Annotated in this window: 19 protein-coding genes; 11 read left to right on the top strand and 8 right to left on the bottom strand. The window is 51.8% G+C overall.

Annotated features, from left to right (window positions below; all coding sequences use genetic code 11):
* Positions 1-3 precede the first annotated feature (3 nt).
* Positions 4-3,111, top strand: coding sequence for a sensor histidine kinase (locus ACO0LC_RS10120; RefSeq protein ID WP_423002557.1), 3,108 nt, complete (start codon positions 4-6; stop codon positions 3,109-3,111).
* Between the two features lie 470 nt (positions 3,112-3,581).
* Here ACO0LC_RS10120 and ACO0LC_RS10115 read toward each other — a convergent pair whose 3' ends face one another.
* Both ACO0LC_RS10115 and ACO0LC_RS10110 read right to left on the bottom strand, forming a co-directional pair.
* Complete coding sequence (locus ACO0LC_RS10115; protein WP_423002555.1) at positions 3,582-3,959, bottom strand: hypothetical protein; 378 nt, start codon at positions 3,957-3,959, stop codon at positions 3,582-3,584.
* A gap of 114 nt (positions 3,960-4,073) precedes the next feature.
* Entirely contained in the window at positions 4,074-5,381 is a 1,308-nt protein-coding gene (locus ACO0LC_RS10110) for an amidohydrolase family protein (protein ID WP_423002553.1), read from the bottom strand.
* Between the two features lie 320 nt (positions 5,382-5,701).
* Here ACO0LC_RS10110 and ACO0LC_RS10105 point away from each other — a divergent pair, with 320 nt between their 5' ends.
* From ACO0LC_RS10105 to ACO0LC_RS10085, 5 genes are all read left to right on the top strand, one after another.
* Positions 5,702-7,981, top strand: a complete 2,280-nt coding sequence (locus tag ACO0LC_RS10105) for a protein kinase domain-containing protein (protein ID WP_423002551.1) — start codon at positions 5,702-5,704, stop codon at positions 7,979-7,981.
* Positions 7,982-8,077: 96 nt separating this feature from the next.
* Positions 8,078-8,446 carry a hypothetical protein gene (locus tag ACO0LC_RS10100; protein WP_423002549.1) on the top strand — a complete coding sequence of 123 codons (369 nt, stop codon included), beginning with the start codon at positions 8,078-8,080 and terminating at the stop codon, positions 8,444-8,446.
* A 72-nt stretch (positions 8,447-8,518) separates the two neighbouring features.
* Complete coding sequence (locus ACO0LC_RS10095) at positions 8,519-8,896, top strand: hypothetical protein (protein WP_423002547.1); 378 nt, start codon at positions 8,519-8,521, stop codon at positions 8,894-8,896.
* 140 nt (positions 8,897-9,036) lie between these two features.
* The gene (locus ACO0LC_RS10090; RefSeq protein WP_423002545.1) at positions 9,037-9,303 is read left to right on the top strand and encodes a hypothetical protein; all 267 of its coding nucleotides are present in this window, start codon (positions 9,037-9,039) and stop codon (positions 9,301-9,303) included.
* Between the two features lie 406 nt (positions 9,304-9,709).
* A complete protein-coding gene (locus ACO0LC_RS10085) occupies positions 9,710-10,480 on the top strand; it encodes a hypothetical protein (RefSeq protein ID WP_423002543.1) in 771 nt (256 codons plus the stop codon).
* A gap of 32 nt (positions 10,481-10,512) precedes the next feature.
* Here the strand turns inward: ACO0LC_RS10085 and ACO0LC_RS10080 are convergent, their stop codons facing one another.
* From ACO0LC_RS10080 to ACO0LC_RS10060, 5 genes are all read right to left on the bottom strand, one after another.
* Positions 10,513-12,093 (bottom strand): sigma 54-interacting transcriptional regulator, encoded by a 1,581-nt coding sequence (locus ACO0LC_RS10080; RefSeq protein WP_423002541.1) that lies wholly within the window; start codon positions 12,091-12,093, stop codon positions 10,513-10,515.
* Between the two features lie 31 nt (positions 12,094-12,124).
* Positions 12,125-12,304 carry a hypothetical protein gene (locus tag ACO0LC_RS10075; RefSeq protein WP_423002539.1) on the bottom strand — a complete coding sequence of 60 codons (180 nt, stop codon included), beginning with the start codon at positions 12,302-12,304 and terminating at the stop codon, positions 12,125-12,127.
* A gap of 568 nt (positions 12,305-12,872) precedes the next feature.
* Complete coding sequence (locus tag ACO0LC_RS10070; protein WP_423002537.1) at positions 12,873-13,202, bottom strand: DHCW motif cupin fold protein; 330 nt, start codon at positions 13,200-13,202, stop codon at positions 12,873-12,875.
* A gap of 57 nt (positions 13,203-13,259) precedes the next feature.
* Positions 13,260-13,904 carry a Vat family streptogramin A O-acetyltransferase gene (locus tag ACO0LC_RS10065; protein ID WP_423002535.1) on the bottom strand — a complete coding sequence of 215 codons (645 nt, stop codon included), beginning with the start codon at positions 13,902-13,904 and terminating at the stop codon, positions 13,260-13,262.
* 14 nt (positions 13,905-13,918) lie between these two features.
* A complete protein-coding gene (locus tag ACO0LC_RS10060) occupies positions 13,919-14,512 on the bottom strand; it encodes a hypothetical protein (protein ID WP_423002533.1) in 594 nt (197 codons plus the stop codon).
* Between the two features lie 345 nt (positions 14,513-14,857).
* On the opposite strand from ACO0LC_RS10060, the gene ACO0LC_RS10055 reads away from it, so the two are divergent.
* Complete coding sequence (locus tag ACO0LC_RS10055; RefSeq protein WP_423002531.1) at positions 14,858-16,597, top strand: DUF4214 domain-containing protein; 1,740 nt, start codon at positions 14,858-14,860, stop codon at positions 16,595-16,597.
* A gap of 120 nt (positions 16,598-16,717) precedes the next feature.
* Here the strand turns inward: ACO0LC_RS10055 and ACO0LC_RS10050 are convergent, their stop codons facing one another.
* The gene (locus ACO0LC_RS10050) at positions 16,718-17,311 is read right to left on the bottom strand and encodes an RDD family protein (protein WP_423002530.1); all 594 of its coding nucleotides are present in this window, start codon (positions 17,309-17,311) and stop codon (positions 16,718-16,720) included.
* A 909-nt stretch (positions 17,312-18,220) separates the two neighbouring features.
* Here ACO0LC_RS10050 and ACO0LC_RS10045 point away from each other — a divergent pair.
* The 4 genes from ACO0LC_RS10045 (at position 18,221) to ACO0LC_RS10030 (ending at position 25,941) form a co-directional block, all read left to right on the top strand.
* Positions 18,221-19,798: a peroxidase family protein gene (locus tag ACO0LC_RS10045; protein WP_423002529.1), complete on the top strand. Its 1,578-nt coding sequence runs from the start codon at positions 18,221-18,223 to the stop codon at positions 19,796-19,798.
* A gap of 276 nt (positions 19,799-20,074) precedes the next feature.
* Complete coding sequence (locus ACO0LC_RS10040; RefSeq protein ID WP_423002528.1) at positions 20,075-22,060, top strand: methyl-accepting chemotaxis protein; 1,986 nt, start codon at positions 20,075-20,077, stop codon at positions 22,058-22,060.
* A 407-nt stretch (positions 22,061-22,467) separates the two neighbouring features.
* Positions 22,468-23,463, top strand: coding sequence for a substrate-binding domain-containing protein (locus tag ACO0LC_RS10035; protein WP_423002527.1), 996 nt, complete (start codon positions 22,468-22,470; stop codon positions 23,461-23,463).
* Positions 23,464-23,475: 12 nt separating this feature from the next.
* A complete protein-coding gene (locus ACO0LC_RS10030) occupies positions 23,476-25,941 on the top strand; it encodes an ATP-binding protein (RefSeq protein WP_423002526.1) in 2,466 nt (821 codons plus the stop codon).
* Positions 25,942-25,943: the final 2 nt, after the last annotated feature.

Genomic DNA, 25,943 nt, shown 5'->3' with positions numbered 1-25,943 from the left:
CACGTGCTTTTTTCCAAATGGCAGACCTTGCTGAAAACCTGCATGGCTGCACTGTTGTTCAACTCCCTGTTTATTCTCCTCAGGCCTGTCACTGCGGCTGAGGCCAATTATTCCACTGTCACTACAGCCCAGCCGAGCCGCCTGCTGTCTGACTATACTCACACACCCTGGAATGCCCTCAATGGCGCGCCCAGTGATGTACTCAAGTTTGCCCAGACCACCGATGGCTGGTTGTGGATAGCCACACCCACCGGTCTGTTCCGTTTTGATGGACTGCGTTTTGAGCGTATGGATAAAGTCCAGGGGCAGCCACTACGATCCAGCAATGTACTGGGTTTGCTGGGGACACCCGATGGCAGCCTGTGGGTAGGATATCGTTTTGGCGGCATCAGTGTTTTCAAGAACAATACCGTGCGCACTTTTACCGAGGCAGACGGCCTGCCTGGCGGCAGCGTGATGAGCATGACCCTGGGGCCGGACGGCAGCATCTGTGCCGCCACCCGTGAAGGCCTGGCGATGCTGGCTCCGGGAGCACAGCGTTTCAACCTTGTAGGCACTGACAGTGGTTTACCGCAATTCATGGCCAGGCAAATTCTGTTTGACAAGGCTGGTGTGCAATGGGTTTCTGTCAAGGGTGGTGTGTACTTTCGTCGTCCTGGTGAGGCACGCTATACCCAGGCCTGGCCTAAACTCGATTTGATGGCCATGGCAGAAAGCCCCGACGGTACGCTATGGGCTTCTGACGGTGCGTATAAATTCTATCGTATGAGTACCAGCGTCCCGGCAGGCAATGCCGCCCCCAGACCAGAGATAGAAGGCAATGGCATGTTCTTTGATCGTGATGGCATCATGTGGATCTTGCGCACCCACGCACTGGAACGCCGCCAGGCACCGTGGACAGCCGACAGCGGCCCCGACCAGCTGTTAACCAAAGAGAGTGGCATGAGCGGCCCCTTGCCGCAAACTTTTTTCCAGGACAGGGAAGGTAATATCTGGATAGGCACCTCCCACGGGCTGGACCGCCTGCGTCGCAATCGCCTGCATATTTTGCCGGTGGTGCTACCGTTTGATCATCCCTCCATGGCCAGTGCTGGCAATGGTGAAGTCATCACCGCTGATTTTGCTGGAGTAGTGCGCCGCTTCAAAGACTCTGGCGATTTCAAGCAAGAACTGCGAGGACAATTCAGCATGGCTTATCGCGCAGATGATGGCTTGATTTGGCTGGGTAATGATACTGGATTGTGGCGACGCGAGAATGCTGGCAAGTTCAGTACTTTGCCCATGCCGCCTGATATTGATGGCAACCAGGCCCAGGCCATGGTCGCCATCAACCCACAGCAACAATGGGTCTCTGTATCACGCAAAGGTCTGTTCCGTATTGATGACGGTAAATGGCAATTGCAAAGCGGCTTCAATGGCTTGCCCACCGAGACAGTCATGAGCCTCACCAAGGACGCCTCTGGCCGCATCTGGGCGGGCTATTTGTATAGCCACATTGCCTTGATAGACGGCAAGCATGTCCAGCTCTTTGGCAAAGAGCAAGGTCTTGAACTGGGCAATGTGCTGGCCCTGCAAGCCGATGGCGAACACCTTTGGGCAGGTGGTGAATATGGCCTGGCACTGTACAACAGCAAACGTGACGACCAACATTTTGTACCAGTCAAAGTCAGCGGCCCACAGGCTTTAAGAGGCATATCAGGCATAGTCCGCACCGCCGCTGGCGACCTCTGGCTGCATGGCGCAGATGGCATTACCCACATCCCTGCCAGCGAGCTTGAACAGCTATTGCGTGATCCTACTCATGTCACAAATTATGAGCGATTCAATGCACTTGATGGCTTGCTGGGCAGCCCATCGCAACTGCGCCCATTGCCCTCGCTGATTGCCGCCAGTGACGGCCAGCTGTGGTTTTCTACCACCAGCGAAATCGCCACGATAGATACTCAAAAAATCGCTCGCAATCTTCTGCCACCGTCTGTGCAGATTACCGCTGTCCACGCTGGTAGCAAAGACTATGCGACGCAGCCAGCACTGCAATTGCCAAAAGAAAGCCGCGACATCCGGATCAGCTTTACTGCACTCAGCCTCAGCATGCCGGAACGCATCAGCTTTCGCTACCAACTGCAAGGCTATGACAAAGGCTGGCAAGACCCGCAGGGACGGCGCGAAGCCTTCTACACCAATCTGCCACCCGGCAGTTATCGCTTCATGGTCAAGGCCGCCAATGAAGATGGTCTGTGGAATGAGCAAGGCGCGGTCATGCAAATCGGTATCACGCCCGTCTTTACAGAGACACCATGGTTCATTGCCTTGCTGCTCTTGCTGGCGACTGCCTTCTTGTATGCACTCTACCTGCTGCGCATACGCTACCTGACCGCCCACATGCAAGACCTCATGCATGAAAGACTGGCAGAACGCGCCCGTATCGCCCGCGGCCTGCACGACACCCTGCTGCAAAGCGTGCAAGGTCTCATCATGTATTTTGACAGCCAGGCACGCCGCCTGCCCAGCGACTCGGAAGAACGTGCCAAGCTCGAACAAACCCTGGACCTGGCCGACCAGCTCATGGTAGAAGGGCGCGAACACATCATGGACCTGCGCAGCGAATCCGTACCGGAGGAACTGGAGCAGGCACTGCAGCAATACGGCAGTATCTTGCTCAATGAACGTTTCACACTGACCGTACGCGGCAAACCGCATTGGCTATGCGAAGCGGTCCGCAATGAAATTCATGCCATTGCCCGTGAAGCCCTGCTCAATGCAGCAAGACATTCAAATGCCAGCAAGGTCACACTGGAGTTGGAATATCAGCGTGATTACTTTATCCTGCGTGTCGCAGACAATGGGCAAGGGCTACCTGTCACCATCGCCGAGGCAGGACAACGCGAAGGCCACTGGGGACTGGTGGGAATGAAAGAGCGTACAGAGGCCATGGGCGCAAACTACCTCATGAAATCCGTAGCGGGTGAGGGTACTGCGATACAGGTCAGGCTACCTGCGAACCTGGCTTATACCAATGCAGTTGATACTGCTTTTGACGTATTGCCAAGATTTTTTGGAATGGGACTAGTAAGAAAATTATTTGGTAGGACGGGATATGACAACAGATGAAGAGTGAGATCCAGGGCAGATTTCGCCTTTCCCAAAAAACGTAAAATTAGACCTAAATGCTAAGGGGCTGTAATTGACCTGCACTTTTTCATGCTTGAGGATGTTAGCAGCTCGCGTAGGTACGATTAGCGCAAGCGTAATCGTATGCATGTCTATTTACCTCTGACACTTTGACAAAGCGTGATGCTTATTTTGTTGAGTTCAGTAAGGCAATGCGCTGGATTTTTGTGAAAAATATCAAATCACAATGAGGTCGCCCGAGGTATAGCATGCGTACGATTACGTGGGGCTAAACGTACCTACTGGCTGCGGCAAACGTAGTTACGGTTAGAGATGGAAAAATCCAAAACGGGTGCGTTACAACGCACCCTACAGGGTATCGTGTTTTGCAGAGTGCGTTGTAACGCAGCGCATGTATGGGTGGAGCGGCAAGCAAGCATCTTTGATTGCATTCCGCCCCTGAGCACTGCTTACTTATTCCCCTGTACCATCTGCGCATCGATATCAGCCAGACATTCAATGCCACGCTGGGTGATGGTCATCTTGCCGGTATCGGCATTGACTGCAACGTGGGCTTTTTTGCCGAGGAAGGTGGCGACCGGGCCGGGCAGGCTGGTGTCGGGGTCATTGGCAATCGCGCGCAAGCCATCTATGCATTGTTTGATGAACAGGGTTTGCCTGCCTGCATCGGTCAATTCCAGCGTGCCGTCTTTGCGGTAAGTCATGAACTTGATGCCGCACAGGCGCTTGGCGTTGCGGCTGATGCAGGCATTCGGTTTGGTGTTGCGCGGCAGCTTGCTTAATTGCTCCAGTGCGTCGTATTCATCTATGCTGAGTTTTTGATTCATTGCTGCTTTCTAAAAAAGAAACACAGATTAAAATGAAGAATCCCGGTTCCAGGTTTTCTTCTGATCTTCTCTGTGTCTCTGTGCCTCTGTGTTGAGAGGTCTTGACTTAAAAAATTACTTGTAAACCTTGCCGCTCTTCATGACGAATTTCACTTTCGTCAGGCTTGTTACATCCGTCAGCGGATCAGCATCGACAGCAATGATGTCCGCCAGCTTGCCCACCTTGATACTGCCGACCTTGTCTTGTAAGCCCAGCAAATCTGCTGCATTGATGGTGGCTGCCTGTATGGCTTGCAAGGGTGTCATGCCATACTTGACCATGTAATAAAACTGCTTGCCATTATCGCCATGCGGATAAACCCCGGCATCGGTGCCAAAAGCCATGCGGGCACCGCCTTCCAGGGCAGCGCGGAAGTTATCGCGCTGTTTTTGGCCTATTTCTTTTTCCTTGGCCAGTGATTCAGGCAAGAAACCTGCTTTTTCACCTTCGCCGAGAATATAGTCGTCATTATAGATGTCCATGACCAGCCATGTCCCATGTTGTTTGGCTAATTTGATGCCTTCTGCATCAATCAGGCTGCTGTGTTCAACAGAATCGACCCCTGCGCGTATGGCGTCGCTGATGCCGCTGGCACCGTGGGCATGGGCGGCAACCTTGCGGCCCAGCTTGTGGGCTTCTTGCACTATGGCTTGCATTTCTTCCAGCGTATATTGCTGTGCACCGGCAGCATCGCCTTTCGACAATACCCCGCCAGTAGCGCAAATCTTGATGAGATCAGCACCATATTTGGCCATTTCACGCACTTTGCTGCGCGCGGCCCAGGGGCCGTCGGCCACGCCCTTGCCAGTGTCATTGTATTCTGGCGGCAAGAGATTATTGTCGCAATGGCCACCCTTGATGCCTATGGCATAACCGGCTGCCAGGATGCGTGGGCCTGGGAAGTCGCCATCATTGATGGCATCACGCAGGGCGACATCGGCAAAACCTTCAGAACCTACATCACGCACGGTGGTAAAGCCGGCATTGAGGGTGTCACGGGCAGCACGGACGCCATACAGGGCTGCGCGTGTAGTGGATGTGCCCAAAGAACTATAGCCATGCTGGCGCGGATTGCTGGTCAGGTGGGTATGGGCATCGATCAGGCCGGGCAAGACGGTGGCGTTGGACAGGTTGATGAGCTTGACATTGTAAGGGACGGGTGTGCCTGCAATCGGGACTATGGCTGTAATGCGTTCGCCTGTGATGACTATCAACTGGTCACGCAAGACCTTGCCAGTTTCCACGTCCAGCAAGCGGCCTGCCTTGATGGCGATGGTTTCTGGCAAAAGCGGCTTGTCTTCAGCATGCAGGAAACTGCCGCTCAGGCATAGACCGGAAAACAGTAGGGTGTGAACAAGATTGCACGCTTTGTTTTTATACATGCCATTTTCCCGTTTGATGGTTGTAGAGGGGCGCTCTATGCAAAAGTGCCTGATTATGCGCAGGGAATATAGCATAGCCCTACTTTTATAGGGGCAATCAAGACCAGGCTGAGTCGTGGACGCTGTTCACAACCTTCTGCTCGCGCATGATCAGAGCTCATGTGCAGATCGTCAAAAGATTTCAAATCATTACAGCAGTGGTTTATTATGTAATTTGATATTTTTTTAAATAAGATAAGCCGCCTGTCGATTTGCGTTGCACCGGGCGTAAGAAGACTCACTTATCGCCCCTGGTTTTATTTAACCCTATACAAATCCCAATGAATGCAGCTGTCTTTGCACTGTCATCAGCCCGCGGCGATTTCCCGCCTATAGGCCATTATCAACTTCGTCATAGCCTCGGTGAAGGGGGCTTTGGCCAAGTGTTTGAGGCCTGGGATGAGAAATTGCGGCGCAGGGTAGCAATCAAGCGCATGAAGCATGAAAATAGTTTACAGGGCGGTGAAGACCTTACCCGGGAAGCGCGTATGGCTGCTTCGCTACACCATGCTGCATTTGTCAAAATTTATGCACTGGAAGAAGATCAAGACAGCCAGTCAATTGTCATGGAATTGGTGCCAGGCAAAACCTTGCGCCAGCTGCTCAGCGATAATGCATCCACGCATGCGCAAGGACACTTTTTCACAGAGGCACAGGCGCTGGTGATCGTGCGCCAAGTGGCTGAAGCCATGTGTGAGGCCCACGAGGCGAATCTTGTTCATGGCGATTTAAAACCCTCGAACCTGATGCAAGAGCCGTCGGGCACGGTGCGCATTCTCGACTTTGGGCTTGCCAACAAGAGCGACCCTGAAGTCACCGTCAGCATGGCACGACTCAATCCACAAGGCACGATTGCTTACATGGCGCCCGAAAGGCTGCTGGGCGCAGCCCTATCACCGCAGGTAGATATTTATGCGCTGGGAGTGATTTTGTATGAACTGGCCAGCGGGCAGCGCCCGTTTGCCAATCTCTCCGGTATGGCGCTGGCGGCGGCACAGGTGCAATCGTCGTCGGATCAATGGGTATATTCGGCCAGTATGTCGCCGGGGCTGGTGCAGTTGATACGTGCCATGACGGCCAGAGAACCAGCACAGCGACTGAAAAATATGCAGCAAGTACTGGCTGGTTTGGCTGCTTTGTTAGATCTGCCAGCGGCAAGTACCCAAGTAACATCTGCTACATCTTTGGGCGCCGAAGTTGCAGGCCAGCCTGCCAGCTTGACGGCGTTGAGCAACCGTGGTCCCGGCAAAGCCGCAATCGACAGACACCGGGTTGCCCGCATGCTGCGACATAAAGCCCTGGTCGGCAGTGTGTTGATGCTGGGATTGTTGGGTGCAGGGTGGAAGTTTCAGCCTTACCTGGCCGAGATGTTTGCATACGCAGCGCCGTTTTCAGAATCGCTTGAAATGCAAAAAGGACTTGCTGCGCTGGAGCAGTGGGATCGGCCGGGCAGTGTTGATGAAGCGGTCATGCGTTTTACCCGCATAGCCGAACGCAACCCCGAGAATGCGGCAGCGGTGGCAGGACTGTCCATTGCTTACAGTGTGCGCTATCACAGTGATAAGCAGGACGCGACCTGGTTGCAACAATCAATTGCCAGCGCGCAGCAGGCACTCAAGCTGAATCCACATTTGGCAGTGAGCCATATTGCGCAAGGCAATGCCTTGCGTGAGCAGGGTAAATATGAAGCTGCATTGGCAAGTTATGAGCGCGCCAGACAAATAGACCCGAAAAATGTGTTTGCCTGGGAGGGGCAGATCAATGTATTGCGGGCGATGGGCCCCAGTGATCCAGGATCCAGCGAGCGAGCATTGACGCTGGCAAAGACGGCCATCCAATTTTTTCCGCAGAACCGGACTTTTGCTGATCAGATCGGTGTCATTTACGCCAGCCAAGGGCGATACAAGGATGCCGAACAGGCATTTCGGCAAAGTATCAGCATTCAGCCGGATGCGGTCAATGGCTACGCAAATTTAAGCGGTGTACTCATGTTTCAAAACCGCACGGATGAGGCAATGCACATTTTGCAGCAAGGATTACAAATTCGCCCCAATGCCAGGCTGTATGCCAATTTGGGCAACGCTTATTTTGTGCGTGGCGACTACGTGGAAGCGGCTAGCGCATTTGAAAGTGCCGTATCACCAACGCAGGGCAATCCGGGCAATTACGAAAATTGGGCCAATCTTGCCGATACCTTGCTGCTACTGCCAGGGCGTAAAAGCGAGGCGGTAAAAGCGTATGACAGGGCACGGCAACTATTGCGACCAATGCTGGCAAAAACACCGGATGATACCAAGTTGATGTCGCGCATGGCATTGTATGCCGCCCGTGGTGGCGATAAGGATGAATGCATGACCTTGCTGGCACGCGCCTTGCATAGCACATCTAGCGCGCCGGACTTGCATTTTCGCGCCGGATTGGCATTTGAGTTGGTTGGGGAACGCAAGTTGGCATTGGATGAAATTGCAGCGGCGAGACGGCTTGGTTACCCGCACAATTTGATCGATGCCGAACCAGATCTGGTGGCGTTGCGGCGTGATCCGAAATATGTCTATCCCTGACTTGGGCGGTGTTTGGTTTTGGAGTAAGCATCCCTTGTATGGCAGTTGCGGATGTGGCTGTCGCAACAGATCACAGTGTATTTTTAAAGGAAAATCATGACAGATGAATCGAACGTTGACGAAAACCTTGCGGGGAAGATTATATTTTTTTCAGAGAAAGAATATAAAGGGGCTGCATTTATCGTGATGAAGACTGCAAATCCGGTTAATGGAACCAATGGCGAAGTCTATAACCTGAGTGGGATAGGGCTTACTGGCAGTGACAGAGAAAGGCTAAAAATGAAGGCAGGTGTGGACAGAGTTAGTCATGACTACAATAAAGTTTTTCAATCGGCTTATGTTGATAAGGGCAAATGGGTTGGTTCTTGGGGGGATGATACGATTAACTTTGATAGTGAAAAGAAACAAGAACACCCGACTTTGCATAACTGGAATAAATGGCTGACCGGGGTTAAGCCGGGTTGATACAGCACCATCGATGATTGTTCATGCCTTCTATTCCTGTAGTGTTTTATTTGAATTTGCGAGAATTTAGCAATGACGCTCTATGTAATTAAATTTTATCCGATAGAAAATGCCTATCTTATAGATCCTGCGCCGCCGGCTTTCGAAAAGGATCGTTTCCGGTGGAAGCTCGTGAATGGCGATCAAATCGTTGTTTTATGGGATCGCGATGTAAAAGAGGCCGAGCTAGCTTTTCATAGTCACCCCACCTTATCGAATACGACCAGACTTTCACCCATTGAGGGGTATGAGGATGAAGCGTTTATTCCTGTGCAAGACTGCGTTAAATTGACCATTAAAATGGTAAATCCTGATGCGCAATGGGGATTTGATTTTTCCTGCAAAATAGAGGGGAAGCAGTACATTGTTGATCCAGAAATCCAAATAGGTACTAGCGGCACAGCTGGATAGATGACAGCCTCGCAATGCCGGGGTGCTGCTAAGTGGGTATAAAGAATTGTGTAGGTGGACATTTAGCAGGGCACTGCCAGGTCCAGGCCGAAGGTGATGGTCATTGCAAACCGAAACAAACAAGCCGAACCCGATCCGGAATGACGCAAACTGACAGATTGTTTGTTGACCAACTACAAGAAGTCCCCAAAAAACCGGAAGACCTGATAGGCAAAAACGGGCTACTCACACAGCGTCCCTGGCTGCTGGTCGAGTGTGCCCTGGAGGCAGAAACAAGCGACCAAATGGACAATGCCGATACGGGAATGGAAGGGCACTCACAAATGCTTTACCATTCCCGGTTAATGGCCGGACGTCGCAGTATCATACGAAAAATCGCTTACAAAAATTCAGGCACCCCAGCTTAATCAAATACCCCCTGTTGTGATTTCTCAGGTATGGCTATGCGCTTACACAGCGCCCAAATACATCACGCCAACCATTGCCGTTTGCCCACGCAAAACGAAGCACTCAACCCACCCTTAAGCACCCGCCATATTTACCTGCTGTAAAACCGTGTAAAACTCGCAGGCCGATTGCTGATTCGTCCTGTAAAGCCGCGTCAATTTTACGTCGCCCGTAGCGAAATACACGCCTTTCTGGGCCTATTTCGTCTGGCACAGTCTTTGCTGAAGTGAGCATGTCTCACCTTTTTCAAGAATCGCATGAAGTAAACGGGTAATAAAAAAAATCTCGCTTGCTCTATGAAAAATGCGTCGCTATCAAGTGAACTTTGGCGCATCTTTTTAACCACCATAAAGAAATGAATACATCATGACTATTAATGAAAACCAACAAATAATCACTAAAAAAATTATTATTGACAATACCGATCCTGATCGCAGACCCGATGTCCCGGTTCCTTCTGGTTTCAACAAATCAGTCCAACCTTTCTCTGATACTGTTGAGTATACGGGAAGTTTTTTTCATGGCAATCCTTGGGGATTTGGCGGGTGGCCAAATCGGGTAGCATTGACTTTCCACCAAATTTCTCGTCAACGGACATGGGCCAAGATTTCTCAATTTGGTGCCCACCCCAATTCCGGCGGTAATTATACTGAAAAGGTTTCTGAGGGTGTTTCTACGGCCACCGGGGTTATTCAACGATGGGACCAAACATTAGGCGTAGAATTATCGGCAGGATTTGGTCCACTTTCTGCCAAAATTAGTGCAGGATTGTCTATTGGTGGAGAAAAATCTGTCACTGTTGAGTTATCGACTCTGAAAGAGAAAACTATTAACTTTGATTTCGATAAAAATGTTGAAGCAGAATATGCGGCATGGCAACTTGAGGAAAATTATCAATTGACAACCATTGATGTGCAATGGGATATTCCAAACGGTGATCCATCAAAAATTACGCAACAAATGATCGAGGATGCGGAGTATTTGGTTGAAACAGGGAAAAAACGCGATTCAACTAATCCCCCGTTTATCTATGGGAGGCGTACTCTACTGAACCTCAAGTCTGGAACAAGGCAATACGAGACAAGCTACTTTCCTCAACTTGCAACGATTAACAATCCTGTTCTAAAGGCCGCATAACATCTTGAGGGTATCTAATCTCTGGATGCAGGTCAAAGCCCGGTCCGCAATTGAACCAGCCGCCGCCTTAAACTCTCTGCCGGGGTTTTGAGGCGTGCGGCGCAGGCATCCACATCACCTGCCACCTCGGCCAATACGCGTTGAATTTCTTCAGCATCGATTTGGTCAGCACGGCGAATGTGCGGGTGCTGGTCCAGCAGCTTATACAGCGAGGGGCGGGATATGCCTAGTTCGGTGGCTGCTCCCTGTATCATCCAGTCGTTATTGTCCAGCGCTGCCAACACGTCAGCATTGCTCAGGTCTGCCGGGCGCCTGTAATGGCGCCTGGGTACTGGTGCAGGCTCGTGGGGTAATGCAGGCAAGGGCGCGACTTGCGCCGGAGCAGGCGCTGTAGCTGTAGCAGTAGATAAGGGCACATCCATGTCTCTGCCTGAACGCGCAGGCCGCGCCGCGCCGCTTTCCAGCAGGTCGGCCAATGTCGGCATTTCCGCCGTAGAAAGCGCCAGCGTCAAACGTCGCACCACATGGCGCAATTGCCGAATATTGCCGGGCCAGTCATAAGTCGCCAATTGCGCCACCAGAGGTGCAGGCAGTTCAACCGCCCCCTTGCCGGGTAAATCGTCCGCTTGCATCAAGTGCAAAATCAACAAACCTATATCTTCACGGCGTTCACGCAGAGGCGGGATGGCGATGGTAAACCCTTCCAGCCGTCGCAGCAGCGCCGGATTAAAGCCGCCGCCATACAAATCCTGATCCGTCGCTGCAATGATACGTGCGTTCGATCGCACATCGGCCTGTGCCCCCAAAGGGCGGTAATCGCCTTTTTCGAGCACGCGCAACAGCATAGGCTGCACTACCGCTGGCGCATTGCCGATTTCATCGAGAAACAGTGTGGCGTCCTGCGCCTGGGCAAAAAAACCACCGCGTGAATTTTGCGCCCCGGTATAAGCACCCTTGGCCGCGCCAAATAAATCTGCCGCCGCTAAACTTTCATTTAAAGCCGCCATATTCACGCTCACCAGAATTTGCCTGGCGCGTTGCGACAGGGCGTGGATGGCGCAAGCCGCAACCTCTTTGCCGGTGCCGGTCTCACCCAACAGCAGCACGGTGGCATTGGTGGGTGCCACCTGAATAATTTGGTCACGCATCTTGATCGCTGCACTCCCCACGCCAATCAAACCTGCTACCGGGTTATGGCGTGGCAGGCAATGCATGAAGTGCAGGCATAGCACCACAGCGCGCGCCAACACCACGATAACACCCTGTTCAATTTGCTCGCTTGAAAGCTGCTGTGTGCCCAGCACCGCTGCGCCATTGATTTCCAGTACCATTTTGCTGGCTGAAGCCTGCACGGTAAGGCTGTCGTCCGGATTGCGCACGAGGTGGGTGGCTTGGCGAGAAATGCCGTCATGTCCCAGTCCCAGGCCATCCTTGCCTGGTTTGCAAAACAAAGGCTGGTAGCGCGCCAGGTCGAGACTGTCGTGTACCATAATGCATTGTTCGCCGATGCGGCTGTGATCCGGGTGCCAGATAATACTCAGGCACAGCATGGGCCGCTCAGCCTGTGGGCTTTGGTAAATCGGCGTGGTCCTGGTAAGCTCGTCGTAATTCAAGGTGGTGTGGCAGGATATTTGGGGAAGTCAATCATATCAGAAAGCCTGGATTCGGCAGGACACTTCCGTGCGCCATTGCTTGTGCTGCTTCAGTGCGGGACGACAAATCCATGTTACCTGCTGCAATCTGGCTGGAGGTAGTGGCGATGGTACCTGCACGTACCTCACCGACTATGCGGGACAGTCTGTCATTCATGTCTTTGAGTGCCATTAATAATTGACCAGTTTCGTCTGTATTTTAAGTTCTTGATATTCAATTTCTACTCCAGAAGAATGGAATTTAGTCGGTATGTTTGTCAACCAGGGGACTGCTTCAAGCAGCAACTTTTCAAGCAAGTAGATGTCGTTTGTGGAGATCAGGCGGCTGATATCTGTCAGTAAAATCATCCTGTTGTCGACGGTTGCCACACCTGTGAAACGGCATGACTCGTTGATGCTGGTCAGTTATCAGAAAAAAATACGGGATTTACAACGCGGCGGATTTGGGCCGTTGGTGACTGCTTTTTCGTTGCGGGGAGATGGGCAGCGGGCGTGATGAAAATTTTGCCTGGAATTGAAGCGGTTTAGCTGCTTTCAATTTTGCACATAAATTCTAGCGGTATCGCATGTCTGAGAGTATAAGCGATATTTTCCTTGTGGAAATATTTTTTCGGCAGATTTAACAATCTCATATAGGGATGTAGCAAGTACAAGTATGGATGGCTTTATTCTGTCTGGCTGACACAGTGAGGGTGGAACTGCAAGAGCAACAGGCTTGCAGTTTTCACAGTGGCAGACGGCTAGTCGACGATAAACAATTTGGCCCCTATGGTGGTGGACGATCGATGTGCTTCTGCACCGTCGGCTACCTGGTAACTCATGCCTGCTGTCAACGTCAGCACACGACCATCGTCAAGCTCGGTTTGCATTTCACCTTCCAGGCAGAGCAGGATATGCCCTTTGCTACACCAGTGGTCGGCCAGGTAGCCTGGAGTGTATTCAACCATGCGCACGCGGATGTCGCCAAACTTGCAAGTGCGCCAAAAGGCTTTTCCTGTGATGCCGGGGTGTTCGGTTTTTTCCAGGGTGGACCAGTCTGTGGTGCCAAACGGGATATCGGTAATTTTCATATAGGGAGTAAAAAATTGAATGGTGGACAGGATACCTTATGACGAAAAGACCTGGTGCTACTCAGTTGCCAAAGCACTGGCCTTCAGCGCACCGATATCGCCAGCAATGATCACACTGATGTAGCGGCTGATTTTTTCTGCCGGCCAGTTCCACCAGGCGATTTCCTCCAGAGTCTCGATGATGTCGTCGCTAAAACGCTGGCGTATGCTTTTGGCTGGATTGCCACCGACGATGCTATAGGCTGGCACGTCGCTGACAACCACAGAGCGTGATGAAATGATGGCACCATTGCCTATCTTCACACCCGGCATGATCAGGGCTTCATAACCTATCCAGACATCATTGCCGACGACGGTGTCACCCTTGTAGGGCAGGGTATCAAAATCCATCGGTGTTTTTTCCCAGCCATTGCCAAAGATCTGGAAAGGGTAGGTCGAAATGCCAGCCATATTGTGATTGGCCCCGTTCATGATGAATTTGACGCCACGGGCCAGCGCACAAAACTTGCCTATGATGAGCTTGTCGCCGATGAAGGGGAAATGATAGAGCACATTGCGCTCGAAATTTTCCGCATCGTCGGGGTCGTCATAATAGGTGTAATCACCGATAAGGATATTGGGATTGCTGACGGTATTCTTGATATAGCAAACTTGGGGGAAGCCTTGCATGGGATGCTTGTTTGTTGGGTCTGGTCCGTGCATAAAGTAGGATAAATTCAGTGTTGCAATTGGTCCAGCAAGGCATGCAAAGCCTTGGTCATGGCCTTGATGGAGCCTTGCATATCCCATTCATCATTGTCGACATTGACGAAATTCGAGACGGCGCGTAACTCCAGGAAAGGCTGGTTTTCGCGCAGGCAGGTGTAGAAGAAGGCTGCGCCTTCCATGTTTTCCAGGTCGACGAATTGGGTGTCCACATAATGTGCCATGGCGGCATTGAGAGACATGCTGCGTGCACTTGGCAAGCCTGTGTCTGCCGGTATATGCGGGCAGTGCAAGGTGTGGCGGCGCTCAAACTCCATGTCTATGGGCAGATGGGCGAGATGGGTAAAACCGTCTGGCGTGAAAAAACCGAGATCGCCTTCAACTTCGCTTTCCACCAGGGCCACATCGCCTATCTTGAAACTGGAATGCGGATAAGCACCGGCGATGCCTGCCATAATCAGTAAATCTGGCTCATACTCGTAAATTGCATGCAGGCTGGCATGGGCGGTGGCGGTCAGCCCGACGCCGGAGACGATGGTGATGATGCCTTCACGCTGGAACAGGCTGGCTTCGGTCTGGGTAGGGAAGAGGATGACTATTTTCATGATGCATTGCTTTCTGCTGGTTTGCCAAGGCGACTAGCGAGTGTTTTCCATTCTATCAATTGTGCAGCGATAAAAATCGAATTGGCTGGCTTTTTAAGCCTTGTTGCGCGAATTGCGCAGATTTTTTTGGCATATACTGCTTAAATGAGAATTTTGCCGCCTGGCAAGGGCATGGATACTCGCAGGATGAATTTTTACACGATTTTGGCATGTGACACTGGGGTTGCTAGAAAGTTTGCCATAAGTTTGCCAAAGGTTTGCCCCAAGTTTGCCGTAAACCAAGGGATACTTGATGTTTCCTTGTTTCTTCTATAAATATTTGCTGCCGATAGTGCAGGTGCAATGATGGCTAAAACGAATAAAGAATTTGTCACAGGCCTGTTCCAGGTCTTGTGGGACAGGCAACCCGACCAGCAGACCGTGGATTTGTATGCTTCACGCCTGGATTCAGGTTTGCTCACCCGTGCCGGGGTGGAATACAATTTTTTGATTGCGCCGGACTACAGCCAGGCTTCTGAGCAGATAGTACGCCTGTATCTGGCCGCTTTTAACCGCATCCCGGATACCGATGGTTTTCTGTTCTGGATGGGGGTACATAGAAATGGCGGCGCGAATAGCCAGATCGCCGATGTGTTTGCCCACTCTGAAGAATTTACTGCCAAGTACGGTGCAAATTTATCGAATACGCAATTCCTGGATTTGATTTATCAAAATGTATTGGGCCGCAAAGCCGACGTCGCCGGTCGCGATTACTGGGTAGACCAGATGAATAATGGCATGACGCGTGGTGATATTGTTAATCAATTTGCCCAGTCGCAGGAATTCAAAATTGCCGTCGCCACTAAGGTCTATGCCAGCGTGGTGTACACCACCCTGTTAGGGCGCATGCCGACGGCAGCAGAGGCTGCGGCTGCCCCCAGCAATGTAGAGCAACTGGTACTCAAAGTGGCGCAAGCGTCGGAAGTGGCGCAAACTTTTGGCAGCATCAGTTACTCGGCCCCGGCCTTTGTGGAAAAACAGATCAATGATGGCAGCGTCACCGGCAGCATCATACTGACCCTGGCAGGCGACACCTTTAAGGGCAATGTCGGTGCCAGCCTGGGCAAGCTTGGCAATATCCCTCCCGGCCTGACTGGAACCCTGGTCAAGACCACAGATACCACTGCCACCCTGACCCTGACAGGCAATGCCACTTCCCACGCCAGTATCAATAATGTCAGCAATCTGACCGTCACTTTGGACAATACTTCCTTCACGGGTGGCAAGGTGGCCAATATCCTCAATGCCGTGAAGAGCGACTTGCAAATCAATTTCATCGATATCCCCCTCAATGAAACCAATCATGTGCTCAGTGGCAAGGGCTCCCTGACGACGCCGTTATTGATAGATTTGAATTCTGATATCCTGACCCTGGATAGCAAACCCCTGGCTCTGCTCAGTGGTGATGTCAAACAAATCAACCATGTAGACCTCAGTGCTATCGCTCCGGCTACCACCACTGGTAGCACACCGTCTGCCAGCAAGGTGACAGTGACAACCACCATCAAGGGGGATGCTGCCAATAATATGCTGATAGGTTCCAACTACCCCAATTTTTTCGATGGTGGCCCTGGCCTCGATACGATGCAGGGTGGTACGGGTGTGGATACCTATGCATTTGGCATGACCCCGGTTGCCAATGGTGTTGACACCATCACCAATTTCGTCATAGGCAAGGGCGGCGACGTCTTGAATTTTTCTGCCTTTCTGAACAAGACCGGCACCAGCAAAATCGCTGCTGTCAACGCTGCTGCCGTCACCCCCAAAGCCTGGGCCAATGGCGATGTCCTGACGGTACAAGGCAATGCCCTCGATCCGACCAAGCTGGCAGCTTTGTTTGGCCCTGGCAAAGCCTTCACCGCACCCACGGTCGCCAGCAAAATGGTCTTGATCACTGCCGACATCATAGGCGATGCCAGCATCTGGTTCGTCATTAACCAACTGGATGTCACTAACATCACTCCAGATGAAATCGTGCTGGTGGGGACCTTGACGAATGTCAATAACCTGACCTTGGTCGGGTTTGATGCAACGAATTTTTTGTGATGGTGAAGATGACCGCGATGGCGATGGACAAGCGCTAGTTTGGTAGGAGCGGCTTTAGCCGCGAAAGTTTTTCCGTGTGCATCGATTCGCGGCTGAAGCCGCTCCTACGGAAGCTGGCATTTATTTTACTGCGCTGGCTTTCATCACCTTGGTTCTCGCGATGATATCCCCCAAGCGAAACTTGCCGCGCCCCAGGACAAAGAACCAGTCTACCACTGTCAACAAGGCGAGATTGCGGATGAGAGATTGTGGCAGATTACAGGGTTGCTCGGTGTCAGCATGCACCACCCGTATTTCCATGATGCGTTTGCCCAGGCTCTGGCCATCAAAGCCATCCTTGAACAGCAGGTAGAGCAGCCACAAAACAAAGATAGCACGGTTGGTTTGCTTGAACAGATTAGGCATGCTCACCGTGATCAGCAAACCCAGCGTTACCAGTATGATTGCCACGCCAGCCGTGTCTATGAGCAGGGCAAGCAAGCGCTTGTACAGGCGGGCACGTTTATTAGCCGCAAGCTGTGCCAGAGCTGCAATTTTCAATTGCTGGTCACGTTGTGCGCGCAAAACAGAAATATCAACACCACGCACCGACAAGATGGATTCCAGGCTTGCATATTCATGATCGTGCAGATCGGGCTTAATGCCCAACGCGAGCAAGTCCACCGTCTCTTTTGACATGTAGTTTTCATGCAGTTGTGCGCGTAGTGCATCCATTTTTCGCTGCTCAAAGTCAAATTGAGAGAGCCTGATTCATGATAGTTCATACATCAGCCTAAATACGGTGAATTTGTTGCAAGATATTACACAAACAGTTTTTTGTTCAGATACAGCATCAACAGACTGTAGCTGGCCCGGGTAAACCAGACATTGTGTATTTTTGGTTGCGCAACCGCAGGCTGTGGCCTGAGGTAATCACTCACTCGTGATTAATTTAAGATACCAGTGCATCAACAAGAAATCAAAGCCTATGCAGCAAATGATCTGATTCATGAAGAAAATTAACAATTGTAATAGAGCCACTTTTACTGCGATGCAGTAATTGGCTGTGGTGGATGGGTTGCAAAAAGACGGTAGCCAGCAGCCAGAGTAGCTCAGACTCACGTATGGTACTTCCAATAGTATTGGCAGAAGGCAACGTCGCAAAATTGCAACTAAGATAAGCAGATTGCCCCTTTGAAAGCACGGACAAGATGCCTTGCCAGGTTTTACAGGCAGCTCTGGTTGGCAATACAGTGCAATACAGCTTGCTTCTCCAGGATGATCCTCCGATACCTAGCCAAGAGCAGTGTATTAACTCTCTATTTTTACTCCTTATTACTGACATTCTTCTCTTGATCACTTCATTCGATGAGTAGCAATAAATACATGTATTGTTATGTATTTCACATTGCTTAAATATAAATAAGATATAAAGTTATCAAGCTCTTATTACTTGCCTATTGGTTAATTCAGTTTGCCAAAACTGGTGGCAAATCACAGAAAAAGGCTACATCAACGAGCTGTGCCTGGCAGCAAGAGCAAACAATGACAGTATGAGGATACTAAGGCATGGCGGGCAAGTGTTTGCACTGCTCGCCTGCACAGACATCTTTCCACCCATCGTAGATGAAAGAGGAGACACGCATGAGCACTGGCAATCCTGAATCCCTGCACGGCCTGGTTGGCACCGGCCTTGGCGGCTACTCCCGCTTACTGGATGCTGACCCTATCCAGCCAGCTGACCTCGAACTGGATAATTTCGAACCCGCCCCAGGGCAAAACCCCGGCCTGGCACAATTGATGGCAGACGCTCCGGATGGTGTACACGATGATCCTGACCCAGAAGAAAACCTGTACATACCCGCTGGCTACACTTATTTTGGCCAATTCATCGATCACGACCTGACATTTGACACTACCTCTACCCTGGACAGCAAGGACAAAAGCACTTTCAGCAATCAGCGAACTCCCCGTTTTGATCTTGATTGCGTCTATGGTGCCGGGCCGGACGCTGCCCCCTATCTGTACCAGGATGGCATACGCCTGATAGAAGTCAGGAACGATTTGCCGCGTTCGCAATTGCCTAATGGCAAGAAAGGTCGCGCCATCATTGGTGACCCGCGCAATGATGAAAACTCTATCGTCTGTAATCTGCAAATGAGTTTCATCCGTTTTCATAATAAAGTAGTCGACAAACTGGAACAGCAATTTCCACCCTTGAAAGGCAGCAGGGATTTATTTGACAAGGCAAGGGATGAAGTACGCTGGACGTATCAAAAAATCGTCGTCGAAGATTATCTGCCACGCATAGTCAGCAATGAAACCCTGAAAACTTTCGACTTCAGGCGCGACCCCAGCCCGACCGGCCTGACCCGCAATGAAGCCGCCTATGCCTTGTTTACTGCTGAGAAACGCGGTGCCATACCGCTGGAATTTTCTGGTGCAGCCTATCGCTATGGCCATTCCATGGTCAGAAATGGCTACCGGCTCAATACCAATCAGCAAGCGCCAACATTGATATTTGATCCCCAAGGATCTGCCGACAAATCCCTGACCGGCTTCCAGCCTTTGGATGAATTGCATGTGATTAATGACTGGTCTTTGTTCTTTCCAAACCCTGATCGCATTTCAAAATTGCTCACACCAGGTCAAAAGGATGATGCAAATAATGTCAGCGGTCAAAAAAGACTCCAATATGCTTACCGAATTGACACCACCCTGGTTGATCCACTGACCAAATTACCAGATGCTATTGCTGCCACCACCAAGAACCTGGCTGCGCGTAATCTGCTGCGTGGCAAGAAATTCCAGTTGCCCAGCGGTCAGGCCGTCGGCAATTTATTGGGTGTACCTGTGCTGGATGCGAATTACCTGGTAGTCAGGCATAAATCGGATGATGGGACGCAAACTTTTGTACCGATTTCGGCAGCCTTGCAAGAAAAAACCCCGCTCTGGTTCTATGTCCTGGCAGAAGCACAGGTACCTGTCGTCAATTGGTGGCTGGAGAAAGGTAAAGCAAAATTCAGCGAAGATGATTTGCTGGATTCCGCCCCCCTCACGGCCACTCAACTTGGAGAAACCGGCGGGCGCATCATCCTGGAAGTTTTCCATGGCTTGCTTGATGCTGACCCTGACTCCTATCGCAATAAAGCACCTTGTGCCTGGACACCACTGATAGGTGAAGCACGCATGTTTAATCTGGTGACTTTGAAAAACCTGTAAATAGTTCTTCGTTTAAAAACAACAGGGCGCATCTTTGCGCCCTGTTGTTTTTTTGCGGAAGCAATGAATGAAGTGTATGCGGCGTGCCGGGTTTGCCTATTGTTCTTACCTTGCAATTTGTTAACATGATACTGAAAGAAATACTTCTGCTCTGAATGGACGCCAGGCCTGCTTACCTGCTTAGGCTAGTTCTTTTCTGACAAAATGGGTGCTATCCTGCAAGAGTTCGCGTTTTAGACTATCCTGCCCGACTTTTTTAAGTATTGGAGAACTGGTATGTTTTTTTCGTCACTGCGTAGAAGGCTCATCAGCATTTGTGTGACCATAGTGGTGATCGCCATGTTGTCCATGGTGGTAGCGAATTTCTTCACCACCCGTTCGCGCACCATGGATGCGCTCAATAGCCAGTTATTGCAATTGTCTGAAAGCCATGCGACTGCAATTACCGAGTGGGTCAAGTCCAAGCAGGCGGCGGTCGCTTCACTCAAACTGGCGGCAGAATTACCTGAGCCTCTGGGTGCACTCAAGGCGGGTGAGCAAGCGGGTGTGTTTGACATGGCCTATATAGGTTTTGCCGACAAGCATGCGGTGTTTTCGCAAGAGCGCAAACGCGCAGCCGATTATGACCCTACCGCACGGCCCTGGTATCTCAAGGCTAGCGAGGCAGGCGGCCCCATCATCACCACACCTTATATTGGTGCCAGCACCGGCAAGCTGGTGGTCACCTTTGCCGACCCCATAGGTCCCAAGGGCAGCATTACGGCAGTCGCCGCAGCCGATGTCATGCTCGATGCAGTGACCAGCAATGTCGCTTCCATCAAGCCTACTCCGGCCAGCTATGCATTCTTGCTTGATGGCAGTGGCAAGATCATCGCCCACCCGAATGAAAAGCTGACACTCAAACCCCTGAGTGAGCTCGACACCAAGCTGAGCACCGAGGTGCTGACTGCTACCGAGGCTTCCAAGACCAGTAGCAGCATTCATTTGAACGGGCGTGAAGGCATGCTCTTCGTCACCAAAATCGCTGGTACAGACTGGCTGCTGGCCACCGTGCTCGACCGGGCCGAGGCCACCCAGGCACTGTCTGCCATGCTGACGGCATCAGCCGTGACAGCCATCATCGTCGTGGCCCTGGCTGCGCTGATATTAACCGCCCTGGTCGCCCGCGCCCTGAAGCGCCTGGAACTGGTGCGTGACGCCATGGCCGACATTGCCACTGGCGAAGGGGACCTGACCCGCCGTTTGGCTGCCGATGGCACAGATGAGCTGGCGCAAATCAGCGAGGCCTTCAACCGCTTTGTCGACAAGATCGCTGCCGTGCTGATAGACATACGCGCCACCAGTGGCTCGGTCAGGCTGGCTTCTGGTGAGATCGCCGCAGGCAATGCTGATTTGTCTGCCCGTACCGAAAGCCAGGCCAGTTCACTCGAAGAAACCGCCTCGTCGATGGAGGAGCTGACTTCCACCGTCAGGCAAAATGCCGACAATGCCCGTCAGGCCAACCAGTTGGCGGCTTCTGCTGCCACCGTGGCAGGCAAGGGTGGACAAGTGGTGTCGCAAGTGGTCAATACCATGGTGTCGATCAAGGACAGTTCCAGCAAGATCGTCGATATCATCAGCGTGATTGATGGCATCGCCTTCCAGACCAATATCCTGGCCCTGAATGCGGCGGTAGAGGCGGCCCGCGCCGGTGAACAGGGCCGTGGCTTTGCCGTGGTGGCATCCGAGGTGCGCAACCTGGCACAACGCTCGGCCACGGCGGCGAAAGAAATCAAATCCCTCATTGATGATTCGGTAGGCAAGGTTGACTCAGGTGCGCGCCTGGTCGATGAAGCTGGCCAGACCATGGGCGAGATCGTCACCTCGGTGAAACAGGTGGCAGACATCATGAGCGAAATCACTGCTGCCAGCCAGGAACAAAGCTCAGGCATAGAAGAAGTCAACCGCGCCGTCACCCAGATGGATGAAATGACACAGCAAAATGCCGCCCTGGTAGAAGAGGCAGCGGCTGCCGCTGAAAGTCTGCAAGAACAGGCTGAACATCTGTCGCACATCATCAGCATGTTCAAACTTGATGATGGCCGGCAGCCAGTTGCACCTGTTGTCAGTGCCCACAAAGCACCACAGGCCGCCAAGACTGTGATGAAGGCCAAACCTGCCGCACCAAGAATCGCAGCTGCGACCAAAGTCAGCAAGCCAGCCACTGCAAACACGGGTAGCAAAAAGGCGCAAAGCACTACGGATGAGTGGGAGGAATTTTAAGACAGACAGCTAGTTGCACCAGAGGGGAATGGGGATGGGCAGGCACACTGCTGTCATGCTGCCGTCATGGCGCATGACTATGCTCTTGGCTGAACATACTCCTCCTCGGTGTTGGTATCGTGCTCCTTATGCATGATTCTGCATCTTATGTTCTTCAGCAGCCTCAGGGCTGCTTTTTTTATAAGAAATCTAAAGTAAAAGACCTGAGCAAAGGCTTGTCAAATTATTTAAAAAATAGCAATGCAGTGGTGCTGGATTTAGCTTGTGCCCATGATTGACAAAAGTTCACAAATGCATACTGCTCCCCTCTGTGTATGCTTGGTTTAGGATAAGCTGCTAACCAGGCTTATTGCGCGAATGAGCAGCTCAGGACGCTAGGGTCTTGCCTGCAAAAAACAGGAGATATCATGAATCCGTGTCGATCGCTGTTGACCTTCGTGGCTACCCTGTCCACCCTATTGTTGCTGGCCTGCCAGGATGATACCGGCCAGGGCAAGGCAAGCCCGGTAACAAACACGTCCGTCACTGCTGCGGCCAAAGCCAGCCCCAAGCCCAGCATAGCCCTGGTGATGAAAACCTTGACTAATCCCTACTACATACAGATGGAGCAAGGTGCCCGTCGTGCCGCCAAAGAATATGGGGTAGAGCTGCTGGTCAAGACGGGTGCGCAAGAAACCTCGATAGAGCAGCAAATACAGATAGTCGATGAGCTGATACAAAACAAAGTCGCCGCCATCGTGATTGCGCCTGGGGATTCAAAACGTCTGGTTCCCATATTGAAAAAAGCCCAGGATCAGGGCATCGTCATCATCGATGTTGACAACCGCCTGGATGCACCCACCATGCAAAGCCAGGGGATGAAAGACATACCCTTTGTCGGTGTGGATAATGAAAAAGCCAGTTTTGAATCTGTCAAGTATGTCGTTGACCAGATCAGGAAGCAGACTGCAGTTGCCATCCTCGAAGGCATACGCAGCACAGAAAACTCGCGCTTGCGTGTGCAGGGGGCCGAGCAGGCTTTTGCCAGCAACAAGTTCATCAAACTGGTGGCCAAGGAATCTGCCAGCTGGAAAATTGATGAAGGCCGGGATGTCAGCAAGCGTCTGCTGACCGAACATCCCGAGATCCGTCTTTTGTATTGCGCCAACGACATGATGGCCCTGGGTGCCATCAAATTCTTGCAGGATAGTGGCAAGACAGATGTTGCCGTGATTGGTTATGATGCGCTGGAAGAGGCTGTGATTGCCATCAGGCAGGGGCGCTTGCTGGCGACAGTGGACCAAAGTGCTGCTGAGCAGGGTTATGTCGGCATTATGCTGGCATTTCGCCGCCTGCAAGGTGAACAGGTGCCGCCCGCGACTATCATCAAGACACGTCTGGTGACCGCAGACAGCTTGAAATAAGCGGGCCAGACCTTGAAGATCAAGCCGAATATCACGATCAAGCTGATTGCCTATCTGCTCATTGTCAGCGTCTTGCCCTTGCTGGCTTATGCGGTCATTTCTTTTGATATGGTCAAGCGCACCATGCTGGACATGGCCAGCGGCTACAGCGCGCAACTGGTCAGCAACCAGCGCGATTACCTCTTGCTGCAAACCGGGCAGATAGAAAGCCTGGCAGCGCGCATCGCCAGCATAGAAGAGATAGGCACGGCGATTGCCAATATCGATGCCGCCCAAAAAAGCGAGCGCAATTCTTATGATGAATTATCGGCCCAGGTCGGCATACGCCAGAGCCTGAATGCCTACACCAATCTCAAGGGCCTGGTGTCGATTGATTTGTTTACTGCCAAAGGCAATCGTTTTTATGTAGGCGACACCCTGACCGTGCCAATCGTCAATGAAGGCCAGCGCCAGCGCATCTATGATGTGGCTGTCAAGTCATCGCAATCCCTGCTATGGCTAGGGGTGGAAGATAATTTGAATACCGCATCCCCCTTGCGCAAGGTTTTGACTGCGGTCAAGGTGATACGCCGTTATTCAGAAGAAAAACAGGATTCGCAAGCTGTAGGCATGCTGCTCATCAATTATTCTACCGACTATCTGGCAGACAATTTTTCCCGTCTGGACCTGGGACGGGAAGCGTATCTGATGGTGACTGATGCCAAGGGGCGACTGGTCTACGCACCAGAGCATGCAGAGATAGGCCAGGCAGCACCGGCGGAGCTGGAAAACCTGCAAAAAATCAGCCAGGTCAGCGCCAGCAATACCAGCAACAGTAACGGCAGCGGCAGCGTGCATCTGCAACTGGGGGAACACAATGCCCTGGTCAATTATTCTTGTACGACAGATGGTGCCTGGTGTGTGTTTGGCGTGATACCCAAGCAAACCCTGCTGGCACCGGTCAACCGCATCGCCTTGCTGGCGACTATCGTGATGCTGATTTGCTTTGCCGTCATCACCCTGGCCGGGCGGCATTTCAAACGCAATATGGTGGCACCGGTCAAGGCAATTTCTGATGGTTTCCGGCATCTGCAAGAAAACAAATTCGACATCAGCAAACCCTTGCCACTCCCCGCTGGCAAGGATGAAATCACCGAGCTGGTCGCCTGGTTCAATGCCTTTCTCGAAACCCTGCAAATGCGCCAGCGCCATGAACAGGAATTGATACAGAGTGAGTATAAATTTTCTGCCATCTTCCAGCTCTCACCCATGGCGCTGGCCCTGATACGTATAGAAAATGGCGAGTTCGTCGATGTCAATAATTTCTGGCTATCACAGTTTGGCTTTCAGCGTGAAGATGTAGTGGGTAAAACCTCGCGTGACTTCCATCTGTGGGTAGACTTGCGGGAGCGCGAAAAAATGGTGGCAGCCCTGCAGACGGCCAATGTCCTCGACCGCTTTGAAGTGCGGCAAAGACGCAAGGATGGGCGCATCATTACTTGCGAGCTATTTGGTCGCCCGATAGAATTCCAGCACGAGATGCTTTACATTTTTTGCTGCGTCGACATCACCCGCCAGCGCGAAGTGGAGCAGCAAATACGCGAGATCAACCAGGAACTTGAATCCAGGGTGCATTCACGCACCATCACACTGGAGCAAACCAATCGTGAACTGGCCGCAGCCATGAACACCCTGAAGCGCACCAAGGATGAACTGGTGCGCTCAGAAAAAATGGCTGCTCTCGGTGCACTGGTGGCCGGCATTGCCCATGAGCTCAATACCCCGATAGGCAATAGCGTCACCGTCGCCAGCACCTTGCAGGATGAATCCAGTACACTCAGAACAGAACTGCAATCGGGCAAGCTGCGCCGCAGCGCCATAGAATCTTATCTGAGCACCATCGCCACCGGGACTGAACTGCTGATGCGCAACCTCGGTAGCGCGCATGAACTGATTAGCAGCTTCAAGCAAGTCACGGTGGACCAGTCCAGCAACCAGCGCCGCCCCTTCATGCTCAAGGAAACCCTGGAAGAAATCATCGCCACCCTGGTGCCCATGTATAAAAAAACCGGACACAGCATGCAATGCGAACTGGCCAGCGGCATCATGATGGACAGTTACCCCGGCCCTCTGGGCCAGGTACTCACCAACTTCGTCACCAATGCCCTCTCGCATGCCTTTGAAGGCCGCGGCAAGGGACAGATGAAGCTGGAGGCATATGCTATCAACCTGGAGCAGGTAAAGATTGTTTTCAGTGATGATGGCATAGGCATACCAGACGAACATCAGTCACGCGTGTTTGATCCTTTCTTCACCACCAAGCTGGGCAAGGGTGGCTCAGGCCTGGGCATGAGCATCGCCTATAACATCGTTACCAGCATACTGGGCGGGTCTATCAGCTTGCAATCGCGGCTGGGGGAGGGCAGCAGCTTTATCCTGGTCTTGCCTTTGTGTGCTCCTGTGTTGCAGGGGGATGGGGCCATCAATTTTAATCAGTAATA

Source organism: Undibacterium sp. JH2W (genome assembly GCF_049340425.1).
Lineage (GTDB): Bacteria > Pseudomonadota > Gammaproteobacteria > Burkholderiales > Burkholderiaceae_D > Undibacterium.
The sequence above is the reverse complement of the archived record's forward strand: the minus strand, read 5'-3'. Positions and strand labels throughout refer to the sequence as shown.